Origin of the sequence: Bacillus sp. HMSC036E02, from assembly GCF_001836235.1 — a bacterium.
GTDB lineage: Bacteria > Bacillota > Bacilli > Bacillales > Bacillaceae_G > Bacillus_A > Bacillus_A cereus.
Map to the genome: position 1 here is coordinate 69765 of NZ_KV827816.1, position 19297 is coordinate 89061.

Below are 19297 nucleotides of genomic sequence, written 5' to 3' on the forward strand. Positions count from 1 at the left end.
AAGCTATTTTGTTTTTCATTCTAGTATTAGGTCTTAAAAAAAGCAATAAAATCAAATGAATTAATTTTAATTTTTCTGAATTTTAAATCGGGATTTAAAAACTCATATGTTCTACAAAATTATCATATAAAAATCGTTCTACAGTAGATGCAGCATAGTGTTTACAAAGCTCATTCATTACATTTTCATAATCTCGATACGCTGATACATTTACAACTGTTTCTAAAATCCCATCAAAATCGGAACCAAATCCTATATTGCGCTCTCCACCTAATGAACAAATATATTCGATATGTCTTACTATATCTGCTACATTCGCTTGTTTTTCATTTGTTAGAAACTGCGGTACAAAAGTGACACCAATCATGCCATTTCGCTTTATAAGAGCTTTAAGTTGTTCATCTTTTAAATTACGTGGGTGCTCGCAAAGTTTCATACAATTTGAGTGGGAAGCAATAGGATTTTTTGCAATCTCTATAACATCCCAAAAACTTCTTTCATTCAAATGAGACACATCAGTCCATACATGTAACGTATTCAGTTCTTGTACAACATGTTTACCAAAAGTCGTTAAACCCGCCCCACGTGTCTCTAGCGCACCATCAGCTAAGAGATTGGCATAATTCCATGTTAGTCCAAAAGAACGTATTCCTAGGCGATACAACAACCGTAATTTCATTGCATCTTTTCCAATTGCTTCGCATCCTTCTATTGTTAATATCGCTCCAATCTCGTCCTGTTTTAATATGTTAATATCATCTTTTGTCTGAATAAACTTCACACCTGGTAGGGATAAAATCTCATTATAAAAAATATCTACCATTTGTAATGCTACTTCAAATCGGTTTTCATATGCCACTGTTTCTGGTACATATATAGCAAAACATTGTATACTTCCTTTTCTTCTCTTTAACTGTTCAAATGTAATATGTAATTGTGAATCATCTTTAAAATCCCTTTTCCCTTGTGCACTCCATAACTGAAGAAGCACGTCACAATGAGCATCAAAAATTTTCATTTTCATTCCTCCATTATAAAAACAACCTGTTTGCATACTGCAAACAGGTTGTTTAAACTTAACGAGGTTCTACAATTAATTTTATTGCTGTACGCTCTTCGCCATCAATCATAATATCTGTAAACGCTGGGATACAAATCAGGTCCAAACCACTAGGCGCTACAAATCCTCTTGCGATTGCTACTGCCTTTACAGCTTGGTTCAATGCACCTGCACCAATAGCTTGAATTTCTGCTGTTCCGCGTTCGCGAATAACACCTGCAAGTGCACCAGCTACAGAATTAGGGACCGACGTTGCTTTAACTTTTAATATTTCCATTCCGCGTTTCCTCCTCGTTTCTTTAAAAAGTATTAGCAATTATTTCACTTTAACTTATATTCACGAGGAATGGCGCGTATTCCTGCTAAATTTTCGTAATTTTTCTAAAAAATTAAAATATAATAACTTATCTAAAATTTAACGAAAATTTACTCAAAAAATGGTTGATCATCATTAATTAAAATACGTTCAATTTTCTTTGCTTTTCCTGTATTTGGATCCACATCAATTAACACTGCACTTAATTGCGTTCTACCATTTGTTACTTCAAATCGTACTGGTAAGTTTGTTAAAAACTTCTTCAATACTGCTTCTCTGTCCATACCTAATATTCCGTCATACGGCCCTGTCATCCCAACATCTGTAATGTATGCCGTTCCGCTTGGTAAAATACGGTTATCTGCTGTAGGGACGTGCGTATGCGTACCTACTACTGCTGTAGCACGTCCATCTACATACCAACCTAGCGCTTGTTTTTCACTTGTAGTCTCCGCATGGAAATCAACAAATATAATATTCGTACGTTTTTTCGCAATATTAATTAATTCATCCACTTTACGGAATGGACAATCAATTGGAGGAAGGAAAGTACGTCCTTGTAAATTAATAACTGCAACTTCTGTTCCATTACAGTTCACAAAGATAAGTCCTTTTCCTGGAGTTCCTTCTGGGAAGTTAGCTGGTCTTGCAAGATATTTTGCATCATCGATGAATTCAAATACTTCACGATTATCCCAAGCGTGGTTTCCAAGTGTAACTGCCTGCGCCCCACACTCTAAAAAGTTTCGATATATTTTTTCTGTAATCCCACGGCCACCTGCTGCATTTTCTCCATTAATGATTGTTACTGTAGGTGTATATTTTTTCTTTAATGCCGGTACGTATTGTTGAATCATACCTCTACCAGGAGATCCTACTACATCCCCAACAAATAATATTCTCATATGTCTTACCCTTTCTATGTACTGCATTTTTTATTGCTATAGCATCAAGTAAATTCCTTATAATATCTTTATTATAAGTTTGTTTCACTTTTATGCTATATAACTAACTGTCTTTATTTTATCCAATTCCAACACAAAAAAATAAAGTGGTGTTTCACCACTTTATTTTGCGTATTCCACTGCACGTGTTTCACGAATAACAGTTACTTTAATATGTCCTGGGTAATCCAGTTCATTTTCAATACGTTTTCGGATATCACGAGCTAAACGATGAGCTTCTAAGTCATCGATTGTATCTGGTTTTACCAAAATACGAACTTCACGTCCTGCTTGAATTGCAAATGATTTTTCAACGCCTTCATAAGACTCTGAAATCTCTTCTAACTTTTCAAGACGACGAATATAGTTTTCAAGTGTTTCACTACGAGCTCCCGGTCTTGCAGCTGATAAAGCATCTGCTGCTGCAACTAAAACTGCAATGATAGAAGTTGGTTCTGTGTCACCATGGTGAGATGCGATACTGTTTATAACTACAGGATGCTCTTTATATTTCGTTGCAAGTTCAACACCAATTTCAACGTGGCTTCCTTCTACTTCATGGTCAATCGCTTTTCCGATATCATGTAATAGACCTGCACGTCTTGCTAGTTTTTCATCCTCGCCAAGCTCTGCCGCCATAAGTCCAGTTAAATATGCAACTTCCATAGAGTGTTTTAAGACGTTTTGACCATAACTTGTACGGTATTTTAAACGACCTAAAATTTTAATTAAATCTGGATGTAATCCATGAACACCCACTTCAAACGTTGTTTGCTCTCCGACTTCGCGAATATACTCGTCCACTTCACGTCTTGATTTTTCGACCATCTCTTCAATACGCGCTGGGTGAATACGTCCGTCCTGTACTAGTTTATCAAGAGCGATACGAGCTGTTTCACGACGAATTGGGTCGAATCCAGAAAGGATTACCGCCTCTGGTGTATCATCGATAATTAAGTCAATACCCGTTAACGTTTCTAACGTACGAATATTACGACCTTCACGCCCGATAATACGTCCCTTCATTTCGTCATTTGGAAGATTTACAACCGAAACGGTTGTTTCAGCAACATGATCAGCTGCACATCTTTGCATTGCAAGAGATAAAATCTCTTTTGCTTTCTTATCCGCTTCTTCTTTCGCGCGAACTTCACTTTCTTTTACCATAACAGCGATTTCATGAGAAACTTCATTTTCTACTTTACCAAGAATAATTGCTTTCGCTTGTTCGCGTGTCAGATTGGAAATGCGCTCTAATTCTGTTTGTTGCTTTTGAACTAACTCTCCCACTTTGCTTTCCAACTCTTCAATCTGTTGTTGTCTCGCTACAAGAGATTCCTCTTTCTTCTCTAACTGTTGCTCGCGTTTATCGAGCGTTTCGTCTTTACGATCAAGGTTCTCTTCTTTTTGCATTAAACGATTTTCTTGTTTTTGTAATTCGCTTCTACGGTCACGAATTTCTAATTCAGCTTCTGTACGAAGTGTATGAATTTCATCCTTTGCTTCTAAAAGCGCTTCTTTCTTAAGTGCTTCAGCCTCACGATTCGCTTCGTCTAGAATACGTTTTGCTTCATTAGCCGCACCATTAATCTTCGCTTCAGCAATAGACTTTCGAACAAAAAAGCCAACAACTGCACCGACTGTTGTTGCAAGCAAAATGGAGATGAGTATCCAAACTGTACTACTCATGATTTCACCTCCCCTTGCTATGAATGAAAAAAGACTGTCGGCATGTACATTGAATTACAACATACAGCAAAGACCGTCGTCCCGCTTTTTTAAGGGACTTTCTTCATTTCACAATTAAAATGTCATATTATTATTTCGGTAAGATTTAAACCTTACTCCGAATATTACTTCTCTTCTTGAGAAGAGTATATCGTATATAAGAAAAAATATACATTCTCATTGTATCTATCGTAATTTTCATTGTCAAGCGTTGTCTACTTTTACTTTCTTTACCTTCAGCCTTGAATGTGACCTAAATTTGAAAAGTAAGGAGCCTATTATACTGGAAAACCTTAGTAATTCCCATTTCTTTACTTAAAATATTTACATATCCTTCTTTACACAACCCATTTGAAGTCAAAAAATATTTTTATCTATAGTATTATGCTCCTTAATAGTAGATAAAAAAATAAAAGACACGAGACCGTGTCTTTTATTTTTTTAATCAAGAAGAGTTGAATCTTCTGCGCCCTCAGCACCAGAATCTTCACTAATTCCGTGATGCTCACGAATAAAGAAGGCAATTTCTTCTCTTAAATCTGTATTTTCTTTTAAGAACTGCTTCGAATTTTCACGACCTTGTCCTAGGCGTTCTTCATTATAAGAATACCAAGCACCGCTCTTTTGAACGATATCAAGCTCAGAAGCCATATCCAAGATTTCACCTTCTCTTGAAATACCTTCTCCGTACATAATATCAACTTCCGCAACACGGAATGGTGGTGCTACTTTATTTTTCACTACTTTTACTTTTGTTTTATTACCAACGATGTCGTTACCTTGCTTTAATTGCTCCGCACGACGCACTTCAAGACGGACAGTTGAATAGAATTTCAACGCACGACCACCTGGAGTTGTTTCTGGCACTATCTATAGATTTTCCATCTCTATAGTCCGGACTATCTCTTCATCTCTTTACAGAGAGCCTTGCACTTCCAGCAGTAGCCTATCATCTGCCGTACCCTACTCAGTTAACTAAAAGTCCTTTTCGGTAGTCTCTACACCTTCCCCATATCACTATGGAGCTTGGCACGGTATTACCCTAAATAATGGTGGGCTTCACCGTTAGCAACTATATGGATAGTTACACCCTTAGGCAATAAGGTTCACAAGGTTTTTAACATGCTATCACTAGCAAGGGAAACCCATGGTAAACTCCTTAATCTTTTCGATTAAGCAACTTGTAGTTGATTTCCGAACATAACCCCAACTTTTTCACGAATTTGGTTAATAAAGATTGCAATTGTTTTTGATTTGTTGATTGCTCCTGAAAGCTTACGAAGTGCTTGTGACATTAAACGTGCTTGTAAACCTACGTGCGAGTCACCCATGTCGCCTTCAATCTCTGCTTTCGGTACAAGAGCTGCTACAGAGTCAATTACGATAATGTCAACCGCACCACTTCGTACAAGTGCTTCCGCGATTTCTAATCCTTGCTCCCCTGTATCAGGCTGTGATAATAGTAATTCATCTATGTTAACGCCTAATTTTTGTGCATATACAGGATCCATTGCGTGCTCCGCATCGATGAATGCTGCTTGTCCACCTTGACGTTGTACTTCTGCAATTGCATGTAATGAAACTGTCGTTTTACCTGAACTTTCAGGTCCGTAAATTTCGATAATACGGCCACGTGGATATCCGCCTACTCCTAGTGCCACATCAAGTGCTAAAGAACCACTAGAAACCGTAGAAACTCTACGCTCTGCTTGTTCTCCTAATTTCATAATTGAACCTTTACCGAATTGCTTCTCTATTTGTTTTAACGCCATATCTAACGCCGCTTGACGATCACTCATTCAAAATTCCTCCTTAACTGAATTGCTAATCTTATTATACCTATTTTCAATTCAATTTGCCAACAAAAATCGAACATTTATTCGTTTTTTTTATTTTCTATCAAATAATATTTAAATTTAAACGTAAAAAAACTAGAAGAAACTTATATCTCTTCTAGCTTTTTATATAAATGATAAAAACCATATTTTGCTGTTCGTTCTCTAATTTGTTGACGACTTCCGCTTAAATTAAGAGGAAAGACTACAGTTGGCTCATCCTTAATCGAAAGCCCAACAAATACTGTTCCTGGTTCTTTCTGTTCTGAAGCATCTGGCCCTGCTACCCCAGTGAAACTAATTCCGATATCCGCTTTTAATACATCCTTAACATTTTCAGCAAGATAACGAGCACATTCTTTACTAACTGCACCATCAGTATGCAACACTTCTTCAGGCACACGTAAAACATGTTGCTTCACATCATTATGATAACAAATGACACCGCCTTTAAATACAGAAGAAACACCAGCGTTTTCAGTTACTTGATTTCCAAAAAGACCACCTGTTAAACTTTCTGCACACGCTAAAGTTAACCCTTTTCTCTTCAATAACTCGATTGCCTTATAATGCAAAAATTCTTGGTCATATCCGTAGAAAAATTCTCCTACTCTTTCTAAAATCAAATCTTCCACATGTTGAATTAGTTTCTCCGCTTCCCTAACATTTTGATGCTTAGCGGTTAAACGTAATGTCACTTCTCCATCATTTGCTAAAGGGGCAATTGTTGGGTTTGTTTGTCCATCAATTAAATCTTGCACTTTCACCTCTAATTGGGACTCCCCAATACCAAAGAAACGAAGCACACGAGAATAAATGTTTTCTCCTGTTGTAAAATTACGTAAAAAAGGCTCTACGTAACTTACATACATTGGTTTCATTTCTTTTGGCGGCCCTGGTAATAAAATATAAACTTTTCCGTTCTTATTTACCCCCATACCTGGCGCCATACCGTGGTCATTTGCAAATACTGTTGCTCCATTTAAAACGAGCGCTTGCTTTTTATTATTCTCCGTAAATTCACGGCCTGTACGCTTAAAGTAATTACTTATTAAGACTAATGCCTTTTCATCATACACAAGCTCTTCATCTAAACTAGCAGCTATCGTTTCTTTCGTTAAATCATCTTTTGTCGGTCCTAATCCACCTGTAAAAATAAGTATATCAGCACGTTCTTCCGCAGCTTCAATCGCCTTTTGCAGTCGCTTATTATTATCACCAACAACAGTATGATAGTACACGTTAATTCCGATTGAAGCTAACTTTTCAGATAAAAACTGGGCGTTTGTATTTGCAATTTGTCCAAGTAATAATTCAGTTCCAACCGCAATAATCTCAGCATTCATCCCAATTCCCCCATAAACTTCTATTTTGAGTTTACAAAAGCAGCTCTATTTTTCCAGAAATAATCCCATCCTGAAATAACAGTAAAGATTAATGCAATCCATATGAAGATATCTGCAACTGGAATATGGATTAAATTTAAAGGTACATCGTGTAATAAATATGCTGCAATTGCAATAATTTGTGTCCACGTCTTAATTTTTCCTAGTTGGTTTGCTGCAACTACTTCCCCTGTTCCAGCAAGTACAAGACGTAAACCTGTTACCGCAAACTCACGACTGATAATTACAATAACAATCCAAGCCGGTACATATTGCATCTCTACCAATGTAATAAGTGCTGCCGAAACAAGCAATTTATCAGCTAACGGGTCAAGAAACTTCCCTAAATTCGTTACAAGATTATATTTTCTTGCGTAATGTCCATCAATCCAATCTGTAGCTGAAGCAATGATAAAGATAAGTGCCCCCACTAAATGTTGAATTGGTAAATCAACATCACCAATTTTGTATGAACCCCAATCAAAGGGTGCTAACATAATTACCATAAAAATTGGAATTAAGAAGATTCTAGATATTGTAATTTTATTTGGTAAATTCACAGCTATTCCTCCATCATATCAAAAACATTTGTTCATCGAAAAAAAGTCATCGAAGCGATGACTGTTATTGTGCAGGTTGCTCTATCCCTTGGTTTTTTATCACCAATCTTTGGTGAAGTTCTTTTTCTGGATCCAATGGATAAGCGACCACTTGGCCATTCAGTTTAACTTCAACATTCGTTGCATTCCCAATATTAAGTCGCACTTCTTTTAATGTTGATACATCACGTTTTTCTATTTGGCCCTCTTGTACTGTAGCGTTTAGAATCACATTCCCAGCATCATCTTTAACATCTACATAACTCGCACCTTTACCCGATAATTCCAGTTCTAATGTTTTATTATTATGAATTTCCAAAGTAGATACCTTTCCAGTTGTTCCAACTACTTTCACTTCTTGCTGTCCAGTTGGTTGTGCTGGTTGCTCCTCTTTCTTTGGTTCTTCTTTCTTTGGTTCTTCTTTCTTTGGTTCCTCTTTTTTTGGCTCTTCCGCTTTCACTTCATCTTTCTTCGTATCTAACGGAGAATCTTTCGCTTTTTGAACTTCAATTTTCTCACTTTGAGCGCTCGGAACTTTTTCATCATCTTTTCCAGTTAACGCTTGAAACACAAACCAGATTACCACTCCAACTGCGATTACTAACAGCGCAACTAAGATTTTCGGCATGTGATCTGCAATTGGCCATGATGAAGATTTTTGCATTGTTTCTTGTGTTTTTTGTCCCGTTGATACTTGTGGAACTTCACGCTTTTCAGATTGTGGTATCGTACTCTGATGTTCTACAAGCAGTTCCTCTCCATTTAATCCAACCGCATCTGCGTATTGTTTAATGAATGCACGCGCATAAAAAGCTCCTGGCAATACATCATAATTGCCTTCTTCAATTGCCACTAAATGGCGTTTTTGAATTTTTGTAATCTCATGCAGCTGATCAATAGACAAGCCTTTCGCTTCTCTTGCTTCTTTCAGCTTTTGTCCCAATTCCGTCACTACTAACACCTCAATATTTCTTTAAAAGTCAAACATAGAGAAATTATTTTGCGTACCTTGCTCAATTTCATCTACTAAATTATATTGAATTTCTTCATCATAATCGTTACGCAACTCGATAATATAATCAAAATCATCCAATGTGTATTCTGACTGACTCACAAATACATCAGGATGTTCCACAACTTTCGTTGCAGGCAATCTCATAATTTCACGAACGAGCTGCCAATGTCTTTCGTTAGCACGCTTCGTTGACACAATTCCATCTAGGATGAAAATATTGTCATCGCTATACTCATCTTCAATTAATTGACTACGAACAGTTTGCTTAATAAGAGTAGATGATACAAATAACCACCTTTTATTTGCACAAACACTTGCAGCCACAATGGATTCTGTTTTTCCGACACGAGGCATTCCGCGTATCCCAATTAGTTTATGGCCTTCTTTTTTCATGATTTCTGCCATAAAGTCTACAAGTAAGCCTAATTCATCACGCACAAATCGAAATGTTTTCTTATCATCTGCATCTCGTTGTATGTACCTACCATGCCTAACTGCTAGCTTATCTCTTAGCTTGGGCGGACGATATTTCGTTACCGTTATGTTATCCATCGTATTTAAAATTGATTCAAGTCTAGAGATTTGCTCTTGATTATCACACATAAGAAGTAACCCACGTCGTGCATTATCTACACCATTAATTGTGACAATATTAATGCCGAGCATACCGATTAACGAAGAAACGTCACCAAGCAAGCCAGGTCGGTTTTTATGTATTTCATATTCAAAATACCATTCAATCATCCAAGATCACTCCCCTTGCTTACTTTACACCTACGTACTATATTATATGATTTCACCTTAATAGGGAAGCTAAATGTATAATCTATCCTGTGTAATTATTATACAAAAAAAGTAGAGAGGAGAATCTCCTCTCTACTTTTACTTATGTTGTACGAACTTAACCATTAAATTTGCAATTGTATGTTGCTCCTGTTCATCAGCAACTTTCCAAAGCTCAGCTAATAATTTCTCTTGGTCATTGCGTCCTTCTACTTCATTAGCAAGATAGTCGCCAACACGAAATGCCATATCTGATACCGCACCGCCATCTAAACCTTTGTCTTGCGCTTGCTCTAAACGTTCTCCTAAAAAGCTCTTCCACTGATCAAAATTATCTAATACTGACATAATTAAGCACCTCACTATTGAGTAATAAAATCATCCTTAATTTGTGCAACTATTCATTTTTTATGTAAGAATTTTTTAGCAGTGCCAACCGCCATTCACTCCGATAATTTGTCCAGTTATGTAAGACGCTCCTGGTGATACGAGAAATGAAACTGTTTTCGCTACTTCTTCTGGTAATCCTATTCTACCTAATGGTATATCTTCAGCAATTCCCATTTTATCTTCTTCAGAAAAAACACTTAACATTTCCGTTTCAATTGCTCCTGGTGCTACTGCATTCACACGTAATCCACTTAAAGAAACTTCTTTCGCTAAAGCTTTCACATATGAATTTTGCGCCCCTTTTACCATTGAATAAAGCACTTCACAAGAAGCCCCTATTTGTCCCCATATAGATGAAACAATTACAATATTACCACTTCTTCTCTCAATCATAGGCGGAAGTGCCATTGAAAGTAATTTATATACGTTCTTCACTTGAAGTTCTACCATATAATCTAATTCATCGTTTGTTACATCTGTTACTAATCCAAAAATACTCTTCCCCGCTGCGTATACAATAACATCAATAGGATGTTCAATTTGTCCCCACAATCGTTCTGCTCCATCACTAGAAGCTAAATTAGCTTGAACAGGGATAACTTCTCCCCATGCCTTCTGCAATTCCAATACCTTTTCTTCACTGTTATTGTAATGAACATAAACTGTATATCCATCTTGAATTAATTGTTTCGAAATAGCAGAGCCAATCCCTCCGCTCCCTCCAGTTACTAACACATACTTTTTCATAAATTCCCTCTCTTATCTCTACAACTTCAATTTTCACACAACTAAATAATACCCTCATCTTACAATTTTTCAATGATAAGATGAGGGTATCTTTAAAATTTTATTTTTTCGGTAACACCTGACAAACACTCATTTTTTCTTCTGATAACAATAATCCCGCTACTTCTTGTAAGTCTTGAACGGTTAGTCCTTCTAATACAGTCAATGCATCAAATAGGCTAGATTCATTAAACGCGTATCGTGTAAATTGATTTGCAATATATTCTGGTGAATTTAACGAGCGTAAAAAACCACCAATTTTCTTTTTCTTCACTCGTTCTAATGCCGTCGCATCTAATTGATCATAATCTGTTTTTAATAAAATATCTTTTAAACGATCTGCCAATTCATCAGGTTGTTTCGTATCACCACCAACCATTGCAAAACCGAAGTTATTTTCTTCTGTATAGTCATACGAGAATGAATCATCAATAAGTCCTTCATTATATAAAGCTTCGTAATGAACAGAACTTTTTCCAAATAAATAATCTAAAAGTAACGTAAGCGCAATTTCTTGTTTTAAAAGCGCTTGCCCCTTTTCTTTTAAATTAGTCGCTTTAATACCAACTAAACATTTCGGTGTTTGCACAGGCATTGAAATAATTTTTTTCTTTTCATTTACCTCATTTGGTTCTTCTTCAAATGAACGCACAATTTCTGGCTGGTTTTTATAATCTTTTTTCGCTTGATTTTCACGTACTAAATCCATTGTTTTCTCTGGATCAATTGCACCCACAACAAATAATAACATATTGCTCGGATGATAAAATGTTTCATAACATTCATATAATAAATCTTTCGTAATTTTACTAATAGATTCGATTGTCCCCGCAATATCAATTTTAATTGGGTGTTTTACAAATAAGCTATCAATTAACCCAAAGTACAAACGCCAATCTGGGTTATCTTGATACATTTGAATTTCTTGCCCAATAATCCCCTTCTCTTTTTCAACTGTTTTTTCAGAGAAATAGGGCTCTTGTACGAAGTTTAGCAATGTATTTAAATTTTGTTCTACGTTTGAAGTACCTGAAAAAAGGTAAGCTGTTCGTGTGAAGGATGTAAAAGCATTTGCCGATGCTCCTTGTTTACTAAACAATTGGAAAGCATCGTGATCTTCTTTTTCAAATAATTTATGCTCAAGAAAATGTGCAATCCCATCTGGCACACGAATCATTTCTTCTTTCCCTAATGGTACAAATGTATTATCTACAGAACCATATTTCGTCGTAAACGTTGCAAATGTTTTATTAAATCCTTGTTTCGGTAAAACATATACATCTAATCCATTAGGAAGTTTTTCATAATAGAGTGTTTCTTTTAATTGCTCATAAACAATTTTCTCCACTTACTCTCCCTCCGTTCCTTGTAAAAAGTAAATTGTATCTAGTTCAATACTTTTAGCAACTTTTACAATTTCTTCTTTTGTCACACTTTCTATACCTGTAAGCCATTCTTCAACTGGACGTGTACGATCTGAAATAATGCCATGATATAGCATTTCTACAAAGCCACGTGGTGTATCAATTGCCTCTAATATTTGATTTTGGATGACACTTTTTGTTTGATGTATTTCTTCTTCAGAAAACTCTCCGTTTTGCATCGCAAGCATTTGTTCTTTAATAATCTCAACTGCTTTTTCATAATTTTTCGCTTCAATTCCTGACATAACAAATAATAAACCTTTATGACTTTCAAAGCGCGATGCTGCATAGTACGCTAAACTATTTTTTTCACGCACATTTACGAATAACTTCGAATGAGAAAAGCCACCAAACAATCCATTGAACAATTGCAATGCAAAATAATCTTCATCTTTATATGTGACAAATGTACGATAACCGATGTGTAATTTACTTTGTTTTAATTCTTGTTTTTCAACAACTTCTTTTTCTTCATTATTTCGTCTATGAAGGAGTACATTTCTTTCTCTCACTGGACGAGCTGAAATAGAAAAATACTTACTTACAAGATCAACGGCGTTTTCTGAAATATCACCAATAATATATAGATCCATTTCATCTTCCGCTAACACCTTTTGATAATATTGATACAGACTTTCATTTGTAATAGACATAACACTCTCTTTTTTTCCATTTGCACTTAAACGATACGGTTCTACTTTGCACATTTCTTCAATTAAACGCTCGTTTGCATAACGCATTTTATCGTCATAAGTAGCTTCAATTCTCTGTAACAGTGCTCTTTTTTCACTTTCTACGATAGAAGATAGGAAACCGTTGCCCTCCGTTGCTGGATGTAACACAATATCTGACAACATAGAAAGCGCTTTTTCAAATAACGGTGGTGCATCATGTAAGTAAACTTCATTTGCAATGTCTACATAAATAGAGATAATATGGTCTTCCCCTTTTTTACTTACATCTACCGCTAAAGAAGATCCGTATAATTCTTCTAAATATTGACGAAGACGAATTACAGAAGGTAATTTTTCTGTCGCACTTTGCAATACGTATGGCAATAAGGCACGCTCTGTCACCGTCTCCTCATTTAAAGGCGCTTTAAAACGAAATACAAAGGTATTCGTTTTATATTTATCAGTCGGAATAATATGTACGCGCAAACCATCTAACTCATGTAGTTGTTGTTCCATTAGTTTCATTTATAGCCCTCCTTTACGTATATAGGAATATTCCTCTTCAATATACAGTTTTTAGAAATAAAAAATCAACTTTTCTCCCTTATTATGCTTACATATGATTCTTTCTAAAAACTTTAATATGTAAGGAACATAGTAAAATTCCGTATTAAATATATTCTATGTAAAAAAGCCCACACTAATGTGCGAGCTTTTTTATACTTATAAAATACTTATCGTTTTCCTTTTTCATAAGGAGTTCCTAATGCTTTCGGAGCTTCAGAACGACCTACAAAACCAACAAGCGCTAATATTGTGAATACATATGGTAATATCGTTAATAAAACACTTGGAATTTGATCTAATACAGGAATTGTTCCGCCCGTTACACTTAGAGATTGCGCAAAACCAAAGAATAGAGCTGCACCTAATGCGCCTAGTGGATTCCACTTCCCAAAAATCATAGCAGCTAAAGCTAAGAAACCTTGTCCTGTAATAGTTGCCCCTGAGAAGTTATTAGAAATTGACATTGCAAAAATCGCTCCACCGATTCCAGCAAACACTCCTGAAATACAGACTCCAATATAACGCATTTTATATACATTAATCCCCATCGTATCCGCTGCCATTGGGTGTTCACCAACAGCACGTAGACGAAGACCGAACGGTGTTTTATAAATAACATACCAAACAACGAATGCTAAAATAATGGCAATATACGACGTTATTGGTACGTTCGAGAAAAATATTTTCCCTAAAACCGGAATATCCGAAAGGCCTGGAATATCAATCTTTTCAATACGATACTGAATAAAGTCAGTCTGCCCTTTATCAAAAATCTTCTTAATTGCAAATACTGTTAAACCAAGAGATAAGAAGTTAATGGCTACACCACTTACAACTTGATCTGCTCGGAATGTAATAGAAGCTACCGCATGAAGTAATGCAAATAATCCACTACCAATTGCCGCAAATAATAATGCAATCCATGGAGTCATCGTTCCCCAAGTATCACCCATCAATAAGTTTGTAACAACTCCAATAAATGCACCAAATAGCATTAGTCCTTCTAATCCGATATTTACAACACCTGATCGTTCACTAAATACACCACCTAGTGCTGTGAAAATGATAGGTGCCGATGTATATAACGTACCCGTCACAAGAATGGCTAATATATCTAAAAAGCTCATTTATTTCCCCTCCTTGCTCATGCGTGTAAGCGCCCATCTTAACACATAACTACATGCAACAAAGAAGATGATACATGCAATAATTACATTAATAAGCTCTGACGGTACATCTGCCTCAAAGTTCATTTGAGGGGAAGCACTTTTCAAACCACCAAATAATAAAGCTGAAAGGATTATACCAAACGGATTATTCCCTCCAAGTAATGCTACGGCAATCCCATCAAATCCTACTCCTGTAAACGAAGACATCGCTGTCATACTCTGAAATGTCCCTAATCCTTCCATCGCTCCACCAATCCCCGCAAATGCACCAGCAATTGTCATAGAGAATACTACATTACGAGAAACTTTCATACCTGCATATTGAGAAGCATGCTGATTAAATCCTACAGACTTTAATTCGTAACCTAAAGTTGTTCGATCTAATAAGAACCACATTAAAATAGCGATTAAAATTGCTACAATAATTCCCCAGTGTAGACGTGAACCGTCAGTAATAGAAGCAAGCCAGTCTGAAGATAGTGACGCACTCTCTTTAATATCATACGTTTTGTCATTACCCGCATGTAAGAAACGCTTAATGATGTCATACGTTACATACAACGCAATATAGTTCATCATAATAGTTACAATAACTTCATTCACTTGAAACTTCCCTTTTAAATATCCCGGAATGAAGCCCCAAATTCCGCCCACCAATGCGGCAAATAAAATCGATAATGGAATATGAAGGAACGCTGGTAGTGAGACTGCATAACCGAACCAAACCGCTGCAAGCCAACCAACTAACAATTGACCCTCTACCCCGATATTAAATAAACCTGTACGAAATGCAAACGCCACCGATAAGCCAGCAAGAATAAGCGGTATCATTGTACGGAGCGTTTCACCAATCGCACTTGCGCTGCCGAACATTCCTGTCCAAAGTGCACTATAACCAACAATTGGATCATAGCCACTAACTAGCATTACAATCGCTCCTACAAGTAAGCCGAAAATAACGGATAGTACTGGGACTAAAATATTTATCGTTCGTTCTGTTAAAAGCTTTTTAGCCATTTGTACCCACCTGCTCCTTCTTTGTTCCTCCAGCCATTAACAATCCAAGCTGTTGTTCATTCGTTTCTTTCGCATCAACTATTGCTACAATTTCCCCTTCATAAATAACAGCAATTCGATCGCTAACATTTAAGATTTCATCTAACTCTAATGATAAAAGTAATACACCTTTTCCTTTATCCCTTTGCTCTATTAATCTCTTATGAATAAATTCAATTGCTCCTACATCTAAACCACGTGTTGGCTGTGCCGCGATTAATAAATCTGGATTTCGGTCTACTTCACGTGCAATAATTGCTTTTTGTTGATTCCCCCCAGATAGAGCGCGTGCTAACGTTTGCTCACTAGGTGTACGCACATCAAACTGTTCAATAAGAGCCTTTGCTTTTTCTGTAATTTTGCTGAAATTTAAAATCCCTTTCTTTGAAAATGGATTTTTATAGTACGTTTGCAGAACTATATTATCTCTAACAGAAAAATCAAGAACGAGTCCGTGTTTATGACGATCTTCTGGAATATGACCAATTCCTTCTTCTGTTATTCTTCTAACAGGCCAATTTGTTATTTCTTTTCCTTTAATTGCAATAGAACCTGACTCAACTTTTCGTAAACCAGTAATTGCTTCTATTAATTCACTTTGTCCGTTTCCATCAATCCCTGCAATCCCAACAATTTCCCCCGCACGAACAGTTAAGTCAAGGCCTTTTACAGCAGGTAGTTGACGTGCATCGTGAACAACAAGGTTTGCAATTGAAAGTACCTCTTCTTTTGGCTTCGCGTCTATTTTTTCTGTTTTAAAATTCACTTGACGTCCGACCATTAATTCTGCAAGTTTATTTTCATCCGTATTTGCAACGTCAACCGTTCCAATCCCTTTTCCTTTACGAATAATCGTACAACGATCGCAAACTTCCATAATTTCTTTCAACTTATGTGTAATAAGAACAATAGATTTTCCTTCTTGTACAAGCTTTTTCATAATTTGAATTAGCTCATGAATTTCTTGTGGTGTTAACACAGCTGTCGGTTCATCAAATATTAAAATTTCTGCACCGCGGTAAAGAGTTTTCAAAATCTCAACACGCTGTTGCATACCCACTGAAATATCCTGTATTTTCGCATATGGATCTACAGCCAAACCGTATTGTTCAGACAGTTTTTGAATTTCTTTAGCAGCATCCTCAACAGCAATTTTCCCTTTTTTCTTCGGTTCATTTCCGAGAATAATATTCTCTGTAACTGTAAAATTATGAACAAGCATAAAGTGTTGATGGACCATTCCAATACCAAGGTCATTTGCTATATTCGGATTTGTAATTTTTACAGGTTTACCTTTAATTTTAATTTCACCCTGCTCTGGTTGGTACAAACCAAATAGTACATTCATCAATGTGGATTTCCCTGCACCATTTTCTCCAAGTAAAGCATGTATCTCACCCTGCTTTACTTGCAGCGTAATATCATCATTCGCTACAATGCCTGGGAATACTTTCGTAATGTTATTCATCTCAATTACGTATTCCATTGTGTTCCTCCTTTTAACAGGGAACATTCCCTATTACACTATTAACTTATTAAGCAATTCGGAAGTTTTATACATACAAAGGTTAGTTCTATGAACTAACCTTTGCTATTTCTCTATTTATTTTTTTAGAGAAGCTTCGTATTCTTTATACTCTTTATCTGTAGCTGGCACTTTAATTTCACCGGCTGTAATTTTCTTTTCAAGCTCTTCTACTTTTGTTAAAATTTCAGGGTTAACTTTTTTCACGTTATCAGTTGTTTTTGAAATACCAATACCGTCATCTTTTAAGCCAAACTCTTCAATTTTCCCACCTTTTAAATTCCCATCTTTTGCTTCTTTAGCTACTTTTTCTACAGCTACATCAACACGTTTAATCATTGAAGTTAATGTTACATTTTCAGGCATACCTTCTTGATGTTGGTCACGGTCAACACCGATTACCCAAACATTTTCACCTTTTTTCTTACGGTTTTTCGCTTCTGTGAACACACCGTTACCTGTACCACCAGCAGCATGATAAATTACGTCTACGCCTTGACCATACATTGCTGAAGCAAGAACTGTACCTTTTTCAGGCTTATCGAATGCTTCTGCATATTCAGATACGATTTCAATGTTTGGATTTACTGCCTTTGCACCAGCTTTAAATCCATTTTCAAATTTACTAATTAAATCACTTTTCATTCCACCAACAAATCCTACTTTATTCGATTTTGTTGACATAGCTGCTACCGCACCTACAAGGAATGATCCTTCATGATCTTTAAACGTAATGCTCGTTACGTTCGGTGCATCTACAACAGTATCTACGATTGCAAATTGTTGTTTTGACGATTCTTTTGCTACTTCTTTAATTGCACCCTCTAATTTATAACCAATTCCGAATGTTAAATCATATTTATCTTTCGAGAATTTTTTTAAATTCGGAATATAATCAGCCTCTTTTTCAGACTGAAGGTAACGATAATTTGTCTTTTCTTTTAAACCATTATCTTTACCAAACTTTTGTAACCCTTCCCAAGAAGATTGGTTGAATGACTTATCATCAACGCCCCCAACATCCGTTACGAGACCAACCTTGAAGTCTTTATTGTCTTTCTTGTCACTGTTCGCCTTATCCGAGTTACCACATGCACCTAAAACTGTACTTGCTGCTAATGTTAATGATAATAAAAGGCCTGCTTTTTTCTTCATACTAGAAACCCCTCCAAAAATGATATATATTTATTTATTCTTACGCTGCTGTTCCTTACTTCTTGCTGTCACCTCCCTAAAAAGGAATTTACCTACATACGCTTTCTTAATACGTGGAAGCTAAATTTATCAGCTCTAAAGTAATTGATAGAATATAAGATTGGCTCATCATTTTGATCATAGTGCATTTGTTTTAATACAAGCAGTGCTGTTTCAGGCTCACATTCTAAAATCGGTGAGATTTTAGGGTGATAGCCAATTGGCTCAATGTGGGCAACCGCATATGTTATGCGCTTATGTGTGTTATTATGTATCACCGTTAATAATGATTCCTCATTGTAACCCGATAAATCTGGCAATATTTCTTTTGCAAGTTTATCGATACAATACACAACAGGCTCCCCATCTGCTGTACGTACGCGTTCAATCATCACTGCATTAAAACCATCTTCACTATTAAACTTCTCTTTTTCCTCTTCTGTTAAAGTTGTAGTAGATGATGATAAAAAGATTGTTCCTGGTGTTTTCCCCACACTAGAAATCATATCTGTAATACTAGAAAGTTGTTCTATTCCAGAAGAAAATAATGGCTTTGCATTTACAAATGTCCCTACACCATGTCTACGAATGACAACATTTTCTTCTTCTAAAATACGCAACGCTTCCCTTAAAGTCGCTCTACTTACGCCAAGTTCTTTCGCTAAATCAAACTCTGATGGTAACTTTTGTCGTTCTTTATAAGCCCCATCTTTAATTTTTTCTTTGATGTGATCAATCACCCGTAGATATAGGTGACGACTATCGGATTTTACTGACATAAGACTCCCCCGCATTTCAATTATTCGACCTCTGATGTAAGACTTCTTTTCTCTTTTTTCAACTTACA

The 19297-nt window shown here is 36.2% G+C and carries 17 protein-coding genes and 2 pseudogenes; all 19 read right to left on the minus strand.

Translation table 11 applies throughout. The features are described 5' to 3' along the window. Window positions 1–94: 94 nt before the first annotated feature. Window positions 95–1018, minus strand: a complete 924-nt coding sequence (locus HMPREF2590_RS04720) for a dipeptidase (protein ID WP_000688036.1) — start codon at window positions 1016–1018, stop codon at window positions 95–97. A gap of 58 nt (window positions 1019–1076) precedes the next feature. After that, a complete protein-coding gene (gene spoVS, locus HMPREF2590_RS04725; RefSeq protein WP_000404341.1) occupies window positions 1077–1337 on the minus strand; it encodes a stage V sporulation protein SpoVS in 261 nt (86 codons plus the stop codon). Window positions 1338–1486: 149 nt separating this feature from the next. After that, entirely contained in the window at window positions 1487–2281 is a 795-nt protein-coding gene (locus tag HMPREF2590_RS04730; protein ID WP_001221095.1) for a TIGR00282 family metallophosphoesterase, read from the minus strand. Window positions 2282–2443: 162 nt separating this feature from the next. Continuing rightward, the gene (gene rny, locus HMPREF2590_RS04735; protein WP_000099770.1) at window positions 2444–4009 is read right to left on the minus strand and encodes a ribonuclease Y; all 1566 of its coding nucleotides are present in this window, start codon (window positions 4007–4009) and stop codon (window positions 2444–2446) included. 480 nt (window positions 4010–4489) lie between these two features. After that, window positions 4490–4912: pseudogene (locus HMPREF2590_RS04740) on the minus strand (recombinase RecA family protein); the annotation flags it as partial. A gap of 326 nt (window positions 4913–5238) precedes the next feature. Next, window positions 5239–5847 (minus strand): annotated as a pseudogene (recA, locus tag HMPREF2590_RS04745) (recombinase RecA); the annotation flags it as partial. 143 nt (window positions 5848–5990) lie between these two features. Continuing rightward, complete coding sequence (cinA, locus tag HMPREF2590_RS04750; protein ID WP_000990696.1) at window positions 5991–7229, minus strand: competence/damage-inducible protein CinA; 1239 nt, start codon at window positions 7227–7229, stop codon at window positions 5991–5993. Between the two features lie 20 nt (window positions 7230–7249). Further along, on the minus strand, window positions 7250–7828 hold the full coding sequence (gene pgsA, locus HMPREF2590_RS04755) for a CDP-diacylglycerol--glycerol-3-phosphate 3-phosphatidyltransferase (protein ID WP_001052967.1): 579 nt from the start codon (window positions 7826–7828) through the stop codon (window positions 7250–7252). A 64-nt stretch (window positions 7829–7892) separates the two neighbouring features. Then, window positions 7893–8819: a helix-turn-helix domain-containing protein gene (locus tag HMPREF2590_RS04760; RefSeq protein ID WP_000137459.1), complete on the minus strand. Its 927-nt coding sequence runs from the start codon at window positions 8817–8819 to the stop codon at window positions 7893–7895. Window positions 8820–8840: 21 nt separating this feature from the next. Beyond that, a complete protein-coding gene (locus HMPREF2590_RS04765; RefSeq protein ID WP_000574107.1) occupies window positions 8841–9626 on the minus strand; it encodes a DUF3388 domain-containing protein in 786 nt (261 codons plus the stop codon). 138 nt (window positions 9627–9764) lie between these two features. Then, window positions 9765–10013 carry a DUF3243 domain-containing protein gene (locus HMPREF2590_RS04770; RefSeq protein ID WP_000114450.1) on the minus strand — a complete coding sequence of 83 codons (249 nt, stop codon included), beginning with the start codon at window positions 10011–10013 and terminating at the stop codon, window positions 9765–9767. Window positions 10014–10088: 75 nt separating this feature from the next. Then, window positions 10089–10802, minus strand: coding sequence for an elongation factor P 5-aminopentanone reductase (gene ymfI / locus HMPREF2590_RS04775; protein WP_000761056.1), 714 nt, complete (start codon window positions 10800–10802; stop codon window positions 10089–10091). 100 nt (window positions 10803–10902) lie between these two features. After that, a complete protein-coding gene (gene yfmH, locus HMPREF2590_RS04780; protein ID WP_000411984.1) occupies window positions 10903–12189 on the minus strand; it encodes an EF-P 5-aminopentanol modification-associated protein YfmH in 1287 nt (428 codons plus the stop codon). Next, a complete protein-coding gene (yfmF, locus tag HMPREF2590_RS04785; RefSeq protein WP_000772406.1) occupies window positions 12190–13464 on the minus strand; it encodes an EF-P 5-aminopentanol modification-associated protein YfmF in 1275 nt (424 codons plus the stop codon). Between the two features lie 209 nt (window positions 13465–13673). Then, on the minus strand, window positions 13674–14633 hold the full coding sequence (locus HMPREF2590_RS04790) for an ABC transporter permease (protein WP_000008857.1): 960 nt from the start codon (window positions 14631–14633) through the stop codon (window positions 13674–13676). Beyond that, window positions 14634–15692, minus strand: a complete 1059-nt coding sequence (locus tag HMPREF2590_RS04795; protein ID WP_001085254.1) for an ABC transporter permease — start codon at window positions 15690–15692, stop codon at window positions 14634–14636. After that, the gene (locus HMPREF2590_RS04800; protein ID WP_000456907.1) at window positions 15685–17217 is read right to left on the minus strand and encodes an ABC transporter ATP-binding protein; all 1533 of its coding nucleotides are present in this window, start codon (window positions 17215–17217) and stop codon (window positions 15685–15687) included. The genes HMPREF2590_RS04795 and HMPREF2590_RS04800 overlap by 8 nt, the downstream gene beginning before the upstream one ends. 117 nt (window positions 17218–17334) lie before the next feature. After that, complete coding sequence (locus tag HMPREF2590_RS04805) at window positions 17335–18411, minus strand: BMP family lipoprotein (protein ID WP_000725762.1); 1077 nt, start codon at window positions 18409–18411, stop codon at window positions 17335–17337. Window positions 18412–18503: 92 nt separating this feature from the next. After that, window positions 18504–19229 (minus strand): GntR family transcriptional regulator, encoded by a 726-nt coding sequence (locus HMPREF2590_RS04810; RefSeq protein ID WP_000114182.1) that lies wholly within the window; start codon window positions 19227–19229, stop codon window positions 18504–18506. Window positions 19230–19297 lie beyond the last annotated feature (68 nt).

Coding starts and splice junctions, on each gene's coding strand:
- HMPREF2590_RS04720 (WP_000688036.1), bottom strand. CDS start 1,018: ATGAAAATTTTTGATGCTCATTGTGACGTGCTTCTTCAGTTATGGAGT.
- spoVS (WP_000404341.1), bottom strand. CDS start 1,337: ATGGAAATATTAAAAGTTAAAGCAACGTCGGTCCCTAATTCTGTAGCT.
- HMPREF2590_RS04730 (WP_001221095.1), bottom strand. CDS start 2,281: ATGAGAATATTATTTGTTGGGGATGTAGTAGGATCTCCTGGTAGAGGT.
- rny (WP_000099770.1), bottom strand. CDS start 4,009: ATGAGTAGTACAGTTTGGATACTCATCTCCATTTTGCTTGCAACAACA.
- cinA (WP_000990696.1), bottom strand. CDS start 7,229: ATGAATGCTGAGATTATTGCGGTTGGAACTGAATTATTACTTGGACAA.
- HMPREF2590_RS04765 (WP_000574107.1), bottom strand. CDS start 9,626: ATGATTGAATGGTATTTTGAATATGAAATACATAAAAACCGACCTGGC.
- HMPREF2590_RS04770 (WP_000114450.1), bottom strand. CDS start 10,013: ATGTCAGTATTAGATAATTTTGATCAGTGGAAGAGCTTTTTAGGAGAA.
- ymfI (WP_000761056.1), bottom strand. CDS start 10,802: ATGAAAAAGTATGTGTTAGTAACTGGAGGGAGCGGAGGGATTGGCTCT.
- yfmF (WP_000772406.1), bottom strand. CDS start 13,464: ATGAAACTAATGGAACAACAACTACATGAGTTAGATGGTTTGCGCGTA.
- HMPREF2590_RS04790 (WP_000008857.1), bottom strand. CDS start 14,633: ATGAGCTTTTTAGATATATTAGCCATTCTTGTGACGGGTACGTTATAT.
- HMPREF2590_RS04795 (WP_001085254.1), bottom strand. CDS start 15,692: ATGGCTAAAAAGCTTTTAACAGAACGAACGATAAATATTTTAGTCCCA.
- HMPREF2590_RS04800 (WP_000456907.1), bottom strand. CDS start 17,217: ATGGAATACGTAATTGAGATGAATAACATTACGAAAGTATTCCCAGGC.
- HMPREF2590_RS04805 (WP_000725762.1), bottom strand. CDS start 18,411: ATGAAGAAAAAAGCAGGCCTTTTATTATCATTAACATTAGCAGCAAGT.
- HMPREF2590_RS04810 (WP_000114182.1), bottom strand. CDS start 19,229: ATGTCAGTAAAATCCGATAGTCGTCACCTATATCTACGGGTGATTGAT.